This is a genomic window from Kluyvera sp. STS39-E (genome assembly GCF_040932435.1).
Lineage (GTDB): Bacteria > Pseudomonadota > Gammaproteobacteria > Enterobacterales > Enterobacteriaceae > Kluyvera.
In genome coordinates, this window is sequence record NZ_JBFQGA010000008.1 from 132,339 (window position 1) to 147,953 (window position 15,615).

Sequence of the window (15,615 nt, forward strand, 5' to 3'; positions counted from 1 at the left end):
CAAACACCCATGAGATACATCTTATTCCAATTTAATATATATCAGAGGTTTCACAGTCCGCGAAGTTTTGCTCGTCGCTATGCGCTATTTGGCGATGAAAGCGGAGATATTTACGTAACGCGATACGATAATTGTTGGTGCTTACCGTCGGCAGCCACTGTTCCAGCTGTTCGTCGGCGTGACGTTCACCCAGCAGCGAGCGCGCAACCTGATGCTCATTGAGGTGATTGCCCAAACGTCGCAGACGCACCACATATTCGCGCACCGTGCCGGCGCTCATATCCGTTTGTTCAAGGAGGTATTTTTTAAAGCCGATAATATTGAAGAAGGCACTTTGCTCTTTGCAGTGCAGGTCGCCGCAAAAACGGCACAGGGCTGACCATGCGCTACGTTCCTGCTGCCACGAGGTTTCATCCATCAGCGTGTCCAAGCGAGAAATAGCGATTTTATTCACTATCTCTCCCTCACGAACCAGCGTGATGCGATCCAGCAGTTTATGACAATGTGCGCAGTGCGTTTGGCTGTGTTTGAAGTCTTTCAGATAGCGGCTTAATGGCCGTCTTTTTACCTGCATCATCATGATAACTCCGGGTTTTCATTTCATAATGCGGCATTTTTGGTCCAACGTTGACGTTATTCCAACCTACAACTTACCCAGTTTGATGCGCAGGCGCTTGATAGCTTGGCTGTGGAGCTGACTGACGCGCGACTCCCCCACTTCCAATACCGCGCCAATCTCTTTGAGATTCAGCTCTTCTTGGTAATAAAGGGTGAGCACCAACTTTTCGCGCTCCGGTAAGGCTTCAATGGCCTCCATCACGCGTTCGCGTAGCGAACCTTCCAGCAGTTGATGCAGCGGGTTTTCGTGTTGATTCTCTTCCGTCACCAGCTCGATACTGTCGCCGTACTCTTCTCGCCACTCATCGTAGGAGAAAAGCTGGCTGTTATTGGTATCCAGCAGCACCTGACGGTATTCCTCAATCGCGATCCCCAATCGCTGCGCGACTTCAGTTTCTGTCGCGTTTCGTCCCAGCTCTTGCTCAAGTTGACCCAGTGTTTGCGCAACTTCACGCGCGTTCCGCCGAACGCTACGCGGCACCCAATCGCGGCTGCGTAGTTCGTCCAGCATCGCCCCACGGATGCGTTGCACTGCGTAAGTGGTAAATGCCGTTCCTTGCAGAGCGTCATAGCGTTCAACAGCATTCAATAAGCCGATACCGCCCGCCTGGAGCAGATCGTCCAGTTCCACGCTCGCCGGCAAACGCACCTGAAGGCGCAGCGCTTCGTGACGCACCAGCGGCACATAGCGTTGCCATAGCGAGTGTTTATCCATTACACCTTCAGCGGTATACATTGAATTCACGATAAACAGCCCTGCATTAATATGAGTTATCGGCACGATTATCCGTTTCTACAGACATTTTAATCGATGGAACAGTGGGACAAAGAGGGGGTTATTTGCGGAGTAAGTGAAATTTGCTTAACAAAAAACCCCGCCGAGGCGGGGTTTGGTCAGGTTTAGGGAGATTAGCCCTGCAGCAGAGACAGAACCTGCTGTGGAACCTGGTTAGCTTTTGCCAGCACGGAGTTACCAGCCTGCTGAATGATCTGCGCTTTAGACATGTTCGACACTTCGGTCGCATAGTCAGCGTCCTGAATACGGGACTGCGCTTCAGACAGGTTGGTGGTGGTGTTGTTCAGGTTGGTTACCGCAGAATCCAGACGGTTCTGGATAGCACCCAGAGAAGAACGGAATTTATCGATGGAGCTGATAGCTGCATCAAGTGCCGCCAGCGGATCTTTAGTTACGGTCCCTTCGCTTGTTGACTCTGTAGTCAACGTACCATTAGCACTAACGTAAACTTCAGCACCAACTTTTGGTGCGTATTTACCGGTACCTGTTCCAGAATCAACGGTCACCTTACCATTATTCGCATCAATAGAGTATTTTGTGGTGTATGAACCAACAGTAGTCATTTCACCATCAGAATCGGTGTATGTTGCCGTTGCGGCGCCAAGTGCCGCGCCACCTGAAGTTTTTGCACTTGCAGTACCATCACCTGCAGCAAACACTGCCTGATAAGACTGAACACCTGATTTGTATGTAATAGTAGCTGCGGTATCGCCATCAACTGCAGTGGCAGCTGCTTGCTTAGCCGTTGCGACTTTATTCAGAACAGTTTCTTTGCTAGCCGTATCAGTGAAAGATACGCCGGCATTAGCAGTCGCAGCAGCCGCGTCAGCACCTGTTTTGAAGTTATAAGTTGTGCCCCCCATAGTAACGGATGCGGTTTTATCAAAGCCAATGGACTGACCATCCCCTGCTTTTTTGAACAAACCATCAAGAGTTGCTGCAGTTGCGCCGCCAGCATCGTTCGTTGTCAGGTTACCATCAGTAGTCAGGAATGCATCCTGGCCTCCGATAGTGATTTTACCATTTGCATCAACATCAAAGTTAACTTCACCGCTTGCCGCTTTATAAACACCATTCGACGTTTGACCCGCCGGCGGAAGCAGCGTGCTTGCGACTGTGCCAGCAAGCGCAGAAGTGTTGTTTGAAGCGTTAGTGAACGAGAAGTTACCTGCTGCTGCATTATATGTATAAGTAGTTTTAGTTTGTGCGGCATCGGCAGCGATAGTGACGGTATCGCCATCCTTAAGCTGGCTAAGCGCTTGAGATGCTGTTAACGCATTGTTTGTCGTAGTGATGGTATTAGTCGCAGCATCCATCTTAGCGGCAGTTAAATCACTAATTGTTGCAGCTTTATTGGCAATAGTACCTGTACCATTCACATTAAAACCGTTTAGACCCAATGTATCAGAGTCAATTTTCTTCAGGTCAATAGAGATAGTCTGCCCATCGTTTGCACCAACCTGAATTTTCATGGTGCCGTCTTTTGCCAGTACGTTCACGCCGTTGAACTGAGTCTGACCGGATACACGGTCAATTTCAGACAGGCGGGATTTGATTTCGTCCTGGATAGAAGACAGATCAGAATCGGAGTTAGTACCGGTCGTTGCCTGAACGGTCAGTTCACGAACACGCTGTAAGTTGTTGTTGATTTCAGACAGTGCACCTTCAGTGGTCTGCGCCAGAGAGATACCGTCGTTAGCGTTACGAGCCGCCTGAGTCAGACCTTTGATGTTGGAGGTAAAACGGTTGGCAATCGCCTGACCCGCTGCGTCATCCTTCGCGCTGTTGATACGCAAGCCAGAAGACAGACGCTCGATAGAACTGGACAGAGCAGACTGGTTCTTGTTGATGTTGTTCTGAGTGATCAGCGAGAGGCTGTTGGTATTAATGACTTGTGCCATGATTCGTTATCCTATATTTCAAGTCGTTGATTACGTATTGGGTTTTCACCCGTCGGCTCAATCGCCGTCAAACTTGTTATCGTCTGCCGCAAAACAACCTTTAGAATTTTTTTTAGTATTCCCGAATTTTTTTAGCCGCCGAATTACTCTTTCCTGTGCCCCTTATTCCTGCCATTAAAAAAAAGCGATTAAGGGTAAACTTTGTCTAATTCAGGCCGATAACCCAGATATTCGTTTTACGTGTCGACATATTAAGGAATAAAAATGGCAAGCATTTCTTCATTGGGGATCGGATCGGGCCTGAAGCTTGGCGACATTCTTGACAGTCTTACCGCAGCAGAAAAAGCCACGCTGACACCTATTACAAAGCAGCAGACGTCTTACACCGCCAAGCTCAGCGGCTACGGCACCATGAAAAGTGCTCTGGAAGCGTTCCAGACCGCCAATACCGCGCTGGGCAAAGCCGATCTGTTTACAGCCACCACCACTACCAGCAGCAGCACCGCATTTAGCGCCACCACCACCGGCAGCGCGATTGCGGGGAAATACACTATTGCTATTACCCAGTTGGCACAGGCGCAGACTCTGACATCGAACACCACTCGTTCTGACAGTAAAGCCGCCATCGCCACCAGCGACAGCGTCCTGACCATTCAGCAAGGCGGCGATAAAAAGCCGGTGACCATCGATATCAGCGCGGCAAATTCTTCATTAGCCGGTATTCGCGACGCCATCAACAACGCCAAAGCGGGCGTCAGTGCCAGCATCATTAACGTTGGCAACGGCGAGTACCGTCTGTCCATTACCTCTAATGACACCGGTAAAGATAACGCGATGACGCTGAGCGTCAGCGGTGACAGCGCCCTACAGAGCTTTATGGGCTACGACGGTACCAGCAGCGGTATGAAAGAGAGCGTCAAGGCACAAAATGCTGAACTGACCGTCAACAACGTGGCAATTGAAAACAGCAGCAACACCATCAGCGATGCGCTGGAAGATATCACGCTGAACCTGAACGATGTCACTAGTGGTAACCAAACGCTGACCATTACCCAAGACAACACGAAAGCAAAGGACGCGGTTAAGGCTTGGGTAACAGCCTATAACGCGCTGCAGGACACCTTCAGCAGCCTAACCAAATACACCGCCGTTGATCCAGGCGCCGACGCGCAAAGTTCTAATAACGGCGCGCTGATTGGTGACTCCACGCTGCGTACTATCCAGACTCAGTTGAAAAGTATGCTGAGCAATACGCTTAGTTCATCGTCTTATAAAACGCTGGCACAAATTGGGGTTACCAGTGACCCGAGTACCGGTCAGCTCGAAATCGATGACGACAAACTGGCCGCTGCGTTGAAAAAAGACTCTGCTGGCGTCGGTACTCTTATCGTCGGCGACGGTAAAAAAACCGGGATCACCACCACCATCGGCAGCAACCTGACCAGCTGGCTCTCGAGTACTGGGATTATTCAAGCAGCTAAAGATGGCGTCAGCAAAACGCTGAATAAACTGACCAAAGACTACAACGCTGCCAGCGATATTATCGATGCCAAAGTGGCGCGCTATAAAGCACAGTTTACCCAGTTGGACGTTCTGATGTCTTCGCTGAACAACACCAGCAGCTACTTAACCCAGCAGTTCGAATCCACCAACAGTTCTAAGTAATCATCACTATCGGGAGAGACAGTATGTACGGGGCAAAAGGTTCACAGGCCTACGCACAGATTGGAGTAGAAAGCGCGGTAATGAGCGCCAGCCAGCAACAGCTTGTCACCATGCTGTTTGATGGCGCGCTCAGCGCGTTGATTCGTGCCCGCCTGTTTATGCAAGACGGCAATCTGCAGGGGAAAGGTCTTTCTCTGTCGAAAGCCATTAATATCATCGAGAACGGTTTGAAGGTTGGCCTTGATGAAGACAGCAAGGATGAGCTGACACAAAACATGTTGGCGCTCTACGCCTATATGGTCAGGCGTCTGCTGCAGGCCAATTTACGCAATGATAGTAGCGCGGTTGAAGAGGTCGAAGGCCTTATGCGCAATATCGCCGATGCCTGGAAGGAATCCTTACTTTCGCCTAATTTGATTCAGGACGCCGTCTAATGAGCCACGCACCGCATCTTTACCTGTCGTACCAACAGCTGGTTGAAAAAAGCAATATGATGCTGCGACTCGCCACGGAGGGATTGTGGGATGAACTGATTGCCAGTGAGATGGACTACGTTAATGCGGTGCAGAAGATTGCTCAATTAACCCAAGACAGTCAGCCCAACGACCCGATTCAGGAACAGCTTCGTCCGCTGCTGCGTACCGTGCTGGATAATGAAAATACCGTCAAGCGTCTGCTGCAAGCGCGAATGGACGAACTGGCTAAACTGGTCAGCCAATCCTCGATTCAAAAATCGGTGATGAACACCTATGCCAATCAAGGTGGATTTGTACTGGTACCGCAGGATAATGTCGACCATAACCATTAAAGTGGTACGCTCCGGCCAACTGCGCGCCGGAGCGACATCACGATTATGGCAGTACCGAGGCTAACGGCGTTTTCGCCAGCGCCGCCGCGCATTCAACCGTTGGACGCTCAACACGATGCAGCGTCATTCCATCATACTTCAGCGTAGCGCCATCGCGCTCGACGGCGTAAACGTCCAGATTTTGGGTCACGTTATACACGTCTTTATCGCGCAGAGTCAGCTTACCAGGTAGTGCAATCACCCGCTGCCACTGTCGACAATCGAGGGTATCGCCCGCACGCGTGACAATCAGGCTGCCAATCACCTCTGGACTCACCAGCGCACGCTGCGGTCCCATCGTCTGCCAGTAACCGGTCAGCCCTTCTGGGGCCGGTGCCTTCACCACGGTTGAGTAGTCATCAATCCGCGCACAACCTGCCAGCGTCAGCAACGCCACCACAATGGCTAATTTCTTCATTATTCATCCTGTTTCGGGAGAAAAAAACAGAAACATTATAGCGTTAAATATCTTACCGTTTCACAGTAAATGACAGGCAATAAAAAAGGCCGCCTTAGCGACCTTCTTGTTTGTTTCGATTGAATGCATCAAGCCAATCGTACTTTGTGAGGGTTCCGACTTCCTTTTCCCCCTCTTCAAGCTTGGTGATTAACCTTCGCTTATTAATCCCTTCCTGGTTAAAAAAATAAGGCGTCAGCCTTTTAGCGAGGGATGCATACATTGCCAAAGCGACCTCTTCGCCCGCCGTCGGCCCATATTTATCGAACTCATTCTTTATGTCTTGGAAATCCTGGTTCACACACCCTCCTCCACCAAGCAAGTGAAATCAGTATGATGTAGCGGACCCAAGTTTTCCACTAGCCATGCCGTTCGACTGGACAGAATCTGTAACGGCTCGCGTAAAACGGGTTAGACCTGCATCCCCATGACTTCTTGATAGGCACTCACCAGCTTGTTGCGCACCTGGATACCCATCTGCAGCGACACCGATCCTTTTTGCAGGTCGGTCATCACATCGTTTAACGCAATGCCCGGTTCCCCCAGCGAAAACTTCTCCGCCTGCGTTCTGGCGCTGGTTTGTATCTCACTCACGCGATCCAATGCCGCATGCAGTTGCCCGGCAAAGCTTATCGTCGGCTGCGTATCCACGCTCTGATTACGCGCCATTGATGCCGTCGCTTGCAGTTGCGACAAGACGCCCTCAATACCCTGAATCGCCATCTTGACTCCCAGATTGATTTAACCTGCGAACGAGCTTAGCAGTTTGTCAATAAGATAAAGGCGCTAAATAGCGCTATAAAAATGGGTTATTTGGCCCATCAAAAATTACAAAGCGTCAAATAATGGCATGGCTGTCTTTATGTGTTCTGACCTGGGAGTCTGCTTTGTTTTCGTTCATGTTTAACGCCATCGATCAGAATCAACGAGGTGCGCAATGAGCGCCAGTGCTACGGCCACACAAAATAAAACCCTTGAATGGGTCAATCGCCTGCGCGCCAATCCAAAAATTCCGCTCATGGTGGCGAGCGCCGCCGCGGTAGCCATCCTCGTGGCGATGGTTCTGTGGGCTAAATCCCCGGACTATCGCACGTTGTTTAGCAATCTCTCCGACCAAGACGGCGGCGCGATTGTCACGCAACTAACTCAGATGAACATTCCCTACCGTTTCGCCGATAACGGCGGCGCGCTGGAAGTCCCTGCGGATAAAGTTCACGAACTGCGCCTGCGCTTGGCTCAACTGGGTCTGCCGAAAGGCGGCACCGTGGGCTTTGAACTGTTAGATCAGGAAAAATTTGGCATCAGCCAGTTCAGCGAGCAGGTGAACTATCAGCGTGCGTTGGAAGGTGAACTGTCGCGCACCATTGAAACCCTCGGTCCGGTCAAAAGTGCACGCGTGCACTTAGCGATGCCAAAACCGTCGCTGTTTGTTCGCGAGCAAAAATCGCCGTCGGCCTCTATTACCGTCAACCTTGAACCAGGTCGCGCGCTCGATGAAGGGCAAATTTCCGCCGTGGTGCATCTGGTCTCCAGCGCCGTCGCGGGTCTGCCGCCGGGTAACGTCACCTTGGTCGATCAGGGCGGACATCTGCTGACCCAGTCCAATACCAACGCCCGCGACCTCAACGATGCGCAGCTAAAATACACCGCCGACGTTGAAGCCCGCGTTCAGCGCCGTATTGAAGCCATTCTGGGGCCGATTGTCGGCAATGCTAACGTTCATGCGCAGGTCACCGCGCAGGTCAACTTTGATAATAAAGAACAGACCGACGAGCAGTACCGTCCGAACGGCGATGCCACCCAGGCAGCAATTCGTTCGCGTCAGGTCAGCGAGAGCGACCAGAGCGGCAGCCCATATCCGGGCGGCGTACCTGGCGCATTATCAAACACCCCGGCACCGGCACCGTCGGCACCGATTGCCACGCCACCGGCGAATCAAGCAGCAAACGGTCAGAACAACACCGCGCGAACCACGACGACTACAGGTCCACGCAACAGCCAGCGCAGCGAAACCAGCAACTACGAAGTTGATCGCACCATCATGCACACCAAAAAGAACGTCGGCGATGTCCAGCGTCTTTCGGTCGCCGTGGTGGTCAACTATCGCAATCTGCCGGACGGTAAACCGCTGCCGTTGACCAACGACCAGATGAAGCAGATTGAAGATTTGACCCGCGAAGCGATGGGCTTCTCCACAACTCGTGGCGATACCTTGAACGTGGTCAACTCGCCATTCAACGAAAGCGATGATATCGGCGGCGAGCTGCCGTTCTGGAAACAACAGGCGTTTATCGACCAGTTGATGTCCGCAGGCCGTTGGTTACTGATCCTTATCGTGGCGTGGCTGCTGTGGCGTAAAGCTATCAAGCCGCAGTTGGCGCGCCGTGAGCAAATTGCTCAGGCGGCAGTCGAGCAGAACAAAGCACAGCAGGAAATTCAGGAAGCCGTTGAGGTACGCCTGAGTAAAGATGAACAGACACAGCAACGCCGTGCCAACCAGCGTCTTGGCGCTGAAGTCATGAGCCAGCGTATCCGTGAGATGTCTGATAACGATCCGCGCGTCGTGGCGCTGGTCATTCGCCAATGGATGAATAACGATCATGAGTAATCTTTCCGGAATCGACAAAAGCGTCATTTTGCTGATGACGATTGGCGAAGATCGTGCGGCTGAGGTGTTTAAGCACCTCAGCACTCGCGAAGTTCAGCAGCTCAGCACCGCGATGGCGGGCGTGAAGCAGATCTCCAACAAACAGCTGACCGATGTGTTGGCCGAGTTTGAGCAGGAAGCCGAGCAGTTCGCCGCCCTTAGCGTCAACGCCAATGAATACCTGCGTTCGGTGCTGGTCAAAGCGCTGGGTGAAGAGCGCGCCTCCAGTCTGCTGGAGGATATTCTCGAAACCCGCGAAACCACCAGCGGTATCGAGACGCTCAACTTTATGGAGCCGCAGAGCGCCGCCGATATTATCCGCGACGAACATCCGCAGATTATCGCCACCATTCTTGTGCACCTTAAACGCGGTCAGGCCGCTGATATCCTGGCACTGTTCGACGAGCGTCTGCGTCACGACGTGATGCTGCGTATCGCGACCTTCGGCGGCGTGCAGCCTGCCGCACTGGCAGAGTTGACCGAAGTGTTGAACAACCTGCTCGACGGCCAAAATCTCAAGCGCAGCAAAATGGGCGGCGTGAGAACGGCGGCAGAAATTATCAACCTGATGAAAACGCAGCAGGAAGAAGCGGTTATCTCCGCCGTACGCGAATTCGACGGCGATTTGGCGCAAAAAATTATCGACGAGATGTTCTTGTTCGAAAACCTGGTCGAAGTGGACGATCGCAGCATCCAACGCCTGCTGCAGGAAGTGGACTCCGAATCGCTGCTCATCGCCCTCAAAGGCTCCGAGCCGCCGTTGCGCGAGAAATTCCTGCGCAATATGTCCCAGCGTGCAGCCGATATTCTGCGCGACGATCTGGCCAACCGTGGCCCGGTTCGTCTGTCTCAGGTGGAAAACGAACAGAAAGCGATTCTGCTTATCGTACGTCGACTTGCCGAAACCGGCGAGATGGTGATTGGCAGCGGAGACGATACCTATGTCTGATACCACGCCGTGGAAAGTCTGGCAGCCTGACGATCTCGCCCCACCGACGGTGTCCGAGTTTACGCCGCTCACCGTCGATGAACCGGACGAGATGCAAGCAGAGATCTCCGCCGAACAGCTACAGCAACAACAGCTGGCGCAGCTGCAAATTCAGGCCCATGAGCAGGGTTACCAGGCCGGGCTGCGTGAAGGCCATGCCGCGGGCCAACAACAGGGCTATCAAGAAGGGTTGGCGCAGGGCCTTGAACAAGGTCTGGCGCAGGCAAAGCAAGAACAGGCACCCATTCATGCGCGTATGCAGCAGTTGGCCAGCGAGTTTCAGCACACGCTGGACACGCTCGACAGCGTTATCGCTTCACGTTTAGTACAAATGGCGCTGGAAGCGGCGCGGCAAATCGTCGGCCATGTGCCGGTGACGGACAACAGCGCGCTGATTAAACAGATCCAGTCACTGCTGCAACAAGAACCGCTGTTCACCGGCAAACCGCAGCTCCGCGTCAGCCCGGAAGATCTGCCGCGCGTTGAGGAAATGCTCGGTGCAACGCTGGATCTGCACGGCTGGCGGCTTCGCGGCGACCCTACCCTGCATCCAGGTGGCTGCAAAGTTTCCGCCGACGAAGGCGATCTCGACGCCAGCGTAGCGACCCGCTGGCAGGAACTGTGCCGCCTGGCGGCTCCGGGAGCCTGCTGATGACCGTTCGCCTGACCCGCTGGTTGAACACGCTCGATAACTTTGAAGCGCGCATCGCGCAGCTTCCGACGGTCCGTCGTTACGGGCGTCTGGTCCGCGCTACCGGCTTGGTTCTGGAGGCCACTGGTCTGCAGCTGCCGCTGGGGGCAACCTGCATCATCGAACGCCAGCAAGGCGCGGAAATGCAGGAAGTGGAAAGCGAAGTGGTCGGCTTCAATGGTCAGCGTCTGTTTTTGATGCCGCTGGAAGAAGTGGAAGGCATTTTGCCCGGCGCGCGCGTGTACGCCCGCAACATCGCCGGGGAAGGTCTACAAAGCGGTAAACAGCTGCCGCTTGGCCCAGCGCTATTAGGTCGCGTGTTGGACGGCAGCGGTAAACCCCTTGATGGCTTACCTGCACCGGATACTACCGAAACCGGCGCGCTGATAACCCAGCCGTTTAACCCACTGCAGCGAACCGCTATCGAACATGTCCTAGATACCGGCGTGCGCCCAATCAACGCCCTGCTCACCGTTGGACGCGGTCAGCGTATGGGCCTGTTTGCCGGTTCCGGCGTGGGTAAAAGCGTGCTGCTGGGCATGATGGCACGTTACACCCGTGCCGATGTCATCGTCGTCGGGCTTATCGGCGAACGTGGTCGTGAAGTCAAAGATTTTATCGAGAACATTCTTGGCGTCGAAGGCCGCGCGCGGTCGGTTGTTATCGCCGCGCCCGCCGATGTTTCTCCGCTGCTGCGTATGCAAGGTGCCGCTTATGCCACCCGCGTGGCGGAAGATTTTCGTGACCGGGGTCAGCATGTGCTGCTGATTATGGACTCCCTGACGCGTTACGCGATGGCGCAACGTGAGATTGCGCTGGCCATCGGCGAGCCACCGGCCACCAAAGGCTATCCGCCGTCGGTGTTCGCCAAACTTCCGGCGCTGGTGGAACGCGCGGGTAATGGTATCAGCGGCGGTGGCTCTATCACCGCGTTCTATACGGTGCTGACCGAAGGCGATGACCAGCAAGACCCGATTGCCGACTCCGCTCGCGCCATTCTAGATGGTCATATCGTACTCTCGCGGCGGCTGGCTGAAGCCGGCCACTATCCGGCAATTGATATCGAGGCCTCAATAAGTCGTGCGATGACCGCGCTCATCAGCGAAGAGCACTACGCACGGGTTCGACAATTTAAACAGCTGCTCTCCAGTTTCCAGCGTAACCGTGACCTGATAAGCGTCGGCGCCTATGCCAAAGGCAGCGATCCGATGCTGGATAGGGCCATTACGCTCTGGCCGCAGCTAGAAGCGTTTTTACAGCAAGGCATTCTTGAAAAAGCAGACTGGGAATCGTCAATCCTTAATCTGGAATTGATCTTCCCCACGTCATAGTGAAGCAAGAGGATCACAAATATGGCGCAGCATGGTGCATTAGCAACGCTTAAAGAACTGGCAGAAACCGATGTCGATAACGCCGCCCTCGTGCTAGGCGAGATGCGACGAGGCTGCCAGCAGGCGGAAGAACAACTGAAAATGTTGATGGATTATCAGCTTGAATACCAAAACAACCTGAACAACGACATGAGTCAGGGGATAGCCAGTCTACGCTGGCAAAACTATCAGCAGTTTATCCAAACGCTTGAGAAGGCCATTGACCAACACCGCCAGCAGTTAATCCAGTGGAATAACAAGGTGGAACAGGCGCTGAACTTCTGGCGAGAGAAAAAACAGCGATTGCAGGCATGGCAAACGCTGCAAGACCGGCAGGCCTCCGCACAGTTGTTGGCGGATAACCGCTTGGACCAGAAGAAGATGGATGAGTTTGCCCAACGCGCTACCTTGAGGAAACCTGAATGATCGCTCTGCCTAACCTCGCCGTCAGTGATGTAAACCTAACCGGCACTGACGCTGCTGCAAAAACCGTGGGTAGCCCTGAGGATTTTCTGGCGCTGCTGGCGGGTGCTTTAACTCAACTTCCTGGCACCAGCGCGGAGAAGTCGACATTACTGGCAAACGGTGATGCCGACACGCCGAAATCGCTGAAAACCCAAGGGCAATCTCTTACCCAATGGCTAATGCAACAAGACGCTGCCAGCACCGAAGCCGACCTGACAACCTCAAGCGATGCCCAAACGTTGCTGAGTTCATTAGCCGCCCACCTGCAGGGCGAGCTGAAAGCGGGCAAAACCGGCACGCAAACGGCTGACGGCGATGATAAAACGGTGAAGGATAAGCTCAGTGATGATGAACTGAAAAGCCTCAGCGCGCTCATGGCGATGCTGCCGACGACACCGCAAGTTCAGCCGGTTGCCAGCACGTCCGTTGCCACGCAAGCGCCCGATACCCTCAGCACATTGAGCACTTCGCAAAACCGCAGTGGCGCATCGATGCAAGCTTTTGTCGATGTAAAAGATGCGCCAGCATCGCAGCCGCAGACCGACGCCCGCGCCCTCTCCGCGGATTCGGCTTTTGTGATCCCTGCACAAAAAGCCGAAGCGGAAAGTGCGCCAAGCCCAGCCGCACCAACCTCTGCGATTGCTCCGGCTACCGCCCAAATCGTGACGCCAGCGGCCACTTCTGCCGCTGCCGCCACGGCAAACATCCACGGTCAACTCGGCACCCCGGACTGGCAGCAAAATGTCAGCCAGCACGTCACGCTGTTTACCCGCCAGGGTCAGCAAACCGCCGAGCTGCGTCTGCATCCGGAATCACTCGGCCAGGTACACATCACGCTCAAGGTGGAAGACAACCTCGCGCAAATCCAGATGGCCTCGCCGCACAGCCACGTACGAGCCGCACTGGAAGCCGCCTTACCCATGCTGCGCAGCCAGCTTGAGGACAACGGCATTCAACTGGGGCAAAGCAGTATTAGCAGCGATGGTTTTGCCGGGCAGCAACAGCAGGCATCCTCCCAACAATCTTTCGCCTCACGAGCGGACGGCAATGGGGCTGATGGCCAAGACGATGGCGATGTGCTAAGCGTCCCTGCCGCCCTGCAATCATCGGCCCGCGGCGACAACGCAGTAGACATCTTTGCTTAAACGCCCGAGGTAACATGATTATTCCCGTCTTTTCCACGCTTTGACCAGGGCGGGAGGCGGGATAATCATTTGATAGAAGTACTAAGAGCCTGAAGGGATAGGCGCTAAAAGGAAGACCGTTTCAGATGACTGACACCGCAATCACTAAAAAAAGTAAACGCTCAATATGGATCCCGCTACTGGTGCTGGTAACGCTTGCCGCCTGTGCAACAGCGGGCTACAGCTACTGGCGTTTTGAAAACAAGACCGCCGCCGCTGCGCCTAAAGAAGCGCCGCCACCGGCCGCACCGGTCTTTTTCCCGTTGGATACCTTTACGGTTAACCTCGGTGATGCCGATCGCGTGCTGTATGTGGGCGTCACGCTGCGTATGAAAGGTGAAGCCGATCGGTCGCGTTTAAATGATTATCTGCCAGAAGTGCGCAGCCGGATGCTGCTGCTGCTGTCACGTCAAGATGCCACCAAGCTTGCGACTGACGATGGCAAAAAACAGCTTGCCGCCGATATCAAAGCGACACTCAGCGCTCCGCTGATTGCCGGTCAGCCTAAGCAGGACATCACCGATGTTCTGTACACCGCCTTTATCCTGCGATAGCGCTATGGGCGACAGTATTCTTTCTCAGGCCGAAATTGATGCGCTGCTCAACGGCGACAGCGAAAACGCCAGCGAGCCGCTGGCACGTGCAGCGGGCGAAGATGATATTCGCCCCTACGATCCCAATACCCAGCGCCGCGTGGTTCGCGAACGTCTGCAGGCGCTGGAGATCATTAATGAGCGTTTTGCTCGCCATTTCCGTATGGGGTTGTTCAACCTGCTGCGCCGTAGTCCGGACATTACCGTGGGGGCGATTCGTATTCAGCCCTACCATGAGTTTGCCCGTAACCTGCCGGTGCCAACCAACCTCAACCTGATCCATCTGAAGCCACTGCGCGGCACGGGCCTGGTGGTGTTTTCACCGAGCCTTGTGTTTATCGCGGTCGATAACTTGTTCGGTGGCGATGGCCGCTTCCCAACCAAGGTTGAGGGGCGCGAGTTTACCCATACCGAGCAGCGCGTCATCAACCGCATGCTGAAGTTGGCTCTTGAGGGCTATAGCGATGCATGGAAAGCGATTAACCCACTAGAGGTGGAGTACGTGCGTTCCGAGATGCAGGTGAAATTTACCAATATCACCACCTCGCCGAACGACATCGTGGTCAATACGCCGTTCCACGTGGAAATCGGCAACTTGACCGGCGAGTTCAATATCTGCCTGCCGTTCAGCATGATTGAACCGCTGCGTGAGCTGTTGGTGAATCCACCGCTGGAAAACTCTCGCAATGAGGATCAGAACTGGCGGGAAAACCTGGTGCGCCAGGTGCAGCACTCAGAACTGGAACTGGTAGCCAACTTCGCCGATATCTCGCTGAGACTGTCACAAATTCTCAAACTTAAGCCCGGTGACGTTCTGCCGATTGACAAGCCAGACCGCATTATTGCCCACGTCGATGGCGTCCCGGTTCTGACGAGTCAGTACGGTACCGTCAACGGTCAGTATGCCCTGCGCGTAGAACATTTGATCAACCCGATTTTGAATTCGCTGAACGAGGAACAGCCCAAATGAGTGATATGAATACTCCACCCGATGACAACAGCGGATCCGTGGACGACCTGTGGGCTGAAGCGCTAAACGAGCAACAATCCATCCCCGGTAAAAGCGCCGCCGACGCGGTGTTCCAGCAGCTTGGGGGCGGCGATGTTAGCGGCACATTGCAGGATATCGACCTGATCATGGATATCCCGGTCAAACTGACCGTGGAACTGGGCCGCACCCGGATGACCATCAAAGAACTGCTGCGTCTCACTCAGGGTTCTGTCGTGGCGCTGGACGGTCTGGCGGGCGAACCGCTGGATATTCTGATCAACGGTTATCTGATTGCCCAAGGTGAAGTCGTGGTGGTGGCCGATAAATACGGCGTACGCATTACCGATATCATTACGCCATCAGAACGCATGCGTCGCCTGAGCCGTTGATATGAAAGCCCAG

Annotated in this window: 18 protein-coding genes; 12 read left to right on the forward strand and 6 right to left on the reverse strand. The window is 54.0% G+C overall.

Annotated elements, in window-relative coordinates; genetic code table 11:
- Window positions 1-31: 31 nt before the first annotated feature.
- The 3 genes from fliZ to AB4K05_RS18500 form a co-directional block, all read right to left on the reverse strand.
- Window positions 32-583 (reverse strand): flagella biosynthesis regulatory protein FliZ, encoded by a 552-nt coding sequence (gene fliZ, locus AB4K05_RS18490; RefSeq protein ID WP_368481444.1) that lies wholly within the window; start codon window positions 581-583, stop codon window positions 32-34.
- Between the two features lie 60 nt (window positions 584-643).
- The gene (locus tag AB4K05_RS18495) at window positions 644-1,363 is read right to left on the reverse strand and encodes an RNA polymerase sigma factor FliA (protein WP_368481389.1); all 720 of its coding nucleotides are present in this window, start codon (window positions 1,361-1,363) and stop codon (window positions 644-646) included.
- Window positions 1,364-1,527: 164 nt separating this feature from the next.
- Window positions 1,528-3,315: a FliC/FljB family flagellin gene (locus tag AB4K05_RS18500; protein WP_368481390.1), complete on the reverse strand. Its 1,788-nt coding sequence runs from the start codon at window positions 3,313-3,315 to the stop codon at window positions 1,528-1,530.
- A gap of 264 nt (window positions 3,316-3,579) precedes the next feature.
- On the opposite strand from AB4K05_RS18500, the gene fliD reads away from it, so the two are divergent.
- Genes fliD through fliT form a run of 3 tightly spaced genes read left to right on the forward strand, consistent with a single transcriptional unit; the run spans window position 3,580 to window position 5,788 of the window.
- A complete protein-coding gene (gene fliD / locus AB4K05_RS18505; RefSeq protein WP_368481391.1) occupies window positions 3,580-4,980 on the forward strand; it encodes a flagellar filament capping protein FliD in 1,401 nt (466 codons plus the stop codon).
- Window positions 4,981-5,003: 23 nt separating this feature from the next.
- Window positions 5,004-5,414 carry a flagellar export chaperone FliS gene (gene fliS, locus AB4K05_RS18510; RefSeq protein ID WP_368481392.1) on the forward strand — a complete coding sequence of 137 codons (411 nt, stop codon included), beginning with the start codon at window positions 5,004-5,006 and terminating at the stop codon, window positions 5,412-5,414.
- Window positions 5,414-5,788: a flagella biosynthesis regulatory protein FliT gene (gene fliT / locus AB4K05_RS18515; protein ID WP_368481393.1), complete on the forward strand. Its 375-nt coding sequence runs from the start codon at window positions 5,414-5,416 to the stop codon at window positions 5,786-5,788. Before fliS ends, fliT begins: the two co-directional genes overlap by 1 nt.
- A gap of 43 nt (window positions 5,789-5,831) precedes the next feature.
- Here the strand turns inward: fliT and yedD are convergent, their stop codons facing one another.
- The 3 genes from yedD to fliE all read right to left on the reverse strand — a co-directional run bounded on the left by yedD (window position 5,832) and on the right by fliE (window position 7,007).
- Entirely contained in the window at window positions 5,832-6,245 is a 414-nt protein-coding gene (gene yedD / locus AB4K05_RS18520) for a lipoprotein YedD (protein WP_368481394.1), read from the reverse strand.
- 94 nt (window positions 6,246-6,339) lie between these two features.
- Window positions 6,340-6,585 (reverse strand): hypothetical protein, encoded by a 246-nt coding sequence (locus AB4K05_RS18525; protein ID WP_368481395.1) that lies wholly within the window; start codon window positions 6,583-6,585, stop codon window positions 6,340-6,342.
- Window positions 6,586-6,695: 110 nt separating this feature from the next.
- Window positions 6,696-7,007, reverse strand: coding sequence for a flagellar hook-basal body complex protein FliE (fliE, locus tag AB4K05_RS18530; RefSeq protein ID WP_368481396.1), 312 nt, complete (start codon window positions 7,005-7,007; stop codon window positions 6,696-6,698).
- Between the two features lie 214 nt (window positions 7,008-7,221).
- On the opposite strand from fliE, the gene fliF reads away from it, so the two are divergent.
- The 9 genes from fliF (at window position 7,222) to fliN (ending at window position 15,602) form a co-directional block, all read left to right on the forward strand.
- Complete coding sequence (fliF, locus tag AB4K05_RS18535) at window positions 7,222-8,892, forward strand: flagellar basal-body MS-ring/collar protein FliF (protein ID WP_368481397.1); 1,671 nt, start codon at window positions 7,222-7,224, stop codon at window positions 8,890-8,892.
- Entirely contained in the window at window positions 8,885-9,880 is a 996-nt protein-coding gene (gene fliG / locus AB4K05_RS18540; protein ID WP_368481398.1) for a flagellar motor switch protein FliG, read from the forward strand. Before fliF ends, fliG begins: the two co-directional genes overlap by 8 nt.
- Entirely contained in the window at window positions 9,873-10,571 is a 699-nt protein-coding gene (gene fliH / locus AB4K05_RS18545) for a flagellar assembly protein FliH (protein WP_368481399.1), read from the forward strand. The genes fliG and fliH overlap by 8 nt, the downstream gene beginning before the upstream one ends.
- The gene (gene fliI, locus AB4K05_RS18550) at window positions 10,571-11,941 is read left to right on the forward strand and encodes a flagellar protein export ATPase FliI (protein ID WP_368481400.1); all 1,371 of its coding nucleotides are present in this window, start codon (window positions 10,571-10,573) and stop codon (window positions 11,939-11,941) included. The genes fliH and fliI overlap by 1 nt, the downstream gene beginning before the upstream one ends.
- Window positions 11,942-11,962: 21 nt before the next feature.
- Window positions 11,963-12,406 (forward strand): flagellar export protein FliJ, encoded by a 444-nt coding sequence (gene fliJ / locus AB4K05_RS18555; protein ID WP_368481401.1) that lies wholly within the window; start codon window positions 11,963-11,965, stop codon window positions 12,404-12,406.
- Window positions 12,403-13,590: a flagellar hook-length control protein FliK gene (locus AB4K05_RS18560; RefSeq protein ID WP_368481402.1), complete on the forward strand. Its 1,188-nt coding sequence runs from the start codon at window positions 12,403-12,405 to the stop codon at window positions 13,588-13,590. Before fliJ ends, AB4K05_RS18560 begins: the two co-directional genes overlap by 4 nt.
- Before the next feature lie 125 nt (window positions 13,591-13,715).
- Complete coding sequence (fliL, locus tag AB4K05_RS18565) at window positions 13,716-14,183, forward strand: flagellar basal body-associated protein FliL (protein ID WP_368481403.1); 468 nt, start codon at window positions 13,716-13,718, stop codon at window positions 14,181-14,183.
- Between the two features lie 4 nt (window positions 14,184-14,187).
- Window positions 14,188-15,192 (forward strand): flagellar motor switch protein FliM, encoded by a 1,005-nt coding sequence (fliM, locus tag AB4K05_RS18570; protein ID WP_368481445.1) that lies wholly within the window; start codon window positions 14,188-14,190, stop codon window positions 15,190-15,192.
- Window positions 15,189-15,602 carry a flagellar motor switch protein FliN gene (fliN, locus tag AB4K05_RS18575; RefSeq protein WP_368481404.1) on the forward strand — a complete coding sequence of 138 codons (414 nt, stop codon included), beginning with the start codon at window positions 15,189-15,191 and terminating at the stop codon, window positions 15,600-15,602. Before fliM ends, fliN begins: the two co-directional genes overlap by 4 nt.
- Window positions 15,603-15,615 lie beyond the last annotated feature (13 nt).

Bases quoted from the DNA above. Each gene is read 5' to 3' on its own strand.
- yedD (WP_368481394.1), bottom strand. From the start codon at position 6,245: ATGAAGAAATTAGCCATTGTGGTGGCGTTGCTGACGCTGGCAGGTTGT.
- fliL (WP_368481403.1), top strand. From the start codon at position 13,716: ATGACTGACACCGCAATCACTAAAAAAAGTAAACGCTCAATATGGATC.
- fliI (WP_368481400.1), top strand. From the start codon at position 10,571: ATGACCGTTCGCCTGACCCGCTGGTTGAACACGCTCGATAACTTTGAA.
- fliD (WP_368481391.1), top strand. From the start codon at position 3,580: ATGGCAAGCATTTCTTCATTGGGGATCGGATCGGGCCTGAAGCTTGGC.
- fliJ (WP_368481401.1), top strand. From the start codon at position 11,963: ATGGCGCAGCATGGTGCATTAGCAACGCTTAAAGAACTGGCAGAAACC.
- fliM (WP_368481445.1), top strand. From the start codon at position 14,188: ATGGGCGACAGTATTCTTTCTCAGGCCGAAATTGATGCGCTGCTCAAC.
- AB4K05_RS18560 (WP_368481402.1), top strand. From the start codon at position 12,403: ATGATCGCTCTGCCTAACCTCGCCGTCAGTGATGTAAACCTAACCGGC.
- fliS (WP_368481392.1), top strand. From the start codon at position 5,004: ATGTACGGGGCAAAAGGTTCACAGGCCTACGCACAGATTGGAGTAGAA.
- fliN (WP_368481404.1), top strand. From the start codon at position 15,189: ATGAGTGATATGAATACTCCACCCGATGACAACAGCGGATCCGTGGAC.
- fliF (WP_368481397.1), top strand. From the start codon at position 7,222: ATGAGCGCCAGTGCTACGGCCACACAAAATAAAACCCTTGAATGGGTC.
- fliG (WP_368481398.1), top strand. From the start codon at position 8,885: ATGAGTAATCTTTCCGGAATCGACAAAAGCGTCATTTTGCTGATGACG.
- AB4K05_RS18500 (WP_368481390.1), bottom strand. From the start codon at position 3,315: ATGGCACAAGTCATTAATACCAACAGCCTCTCGCTGATCACTCAGAAC.
- fliE (WP_368481396.1), bottom strand. From the start codon at position 7,007: ATGGCGATTCAGGGTATTGAGGGCGTCTTGTCGCAACTGCAAGCGACG.
- fliH (WP_368481399.1), top strand. From the start codon at position 9,873: ATGTCTGATACCACGCCGTGGAAAGTCTGGCAGCCTGACGATCTCGCC.
- fliT (WP_368481393.1), top strand. From the start codon at position 5,414: ATGAGCCACGCACCGCATCTTTACCTGTCGTACCAACAGCTGGTTGAA.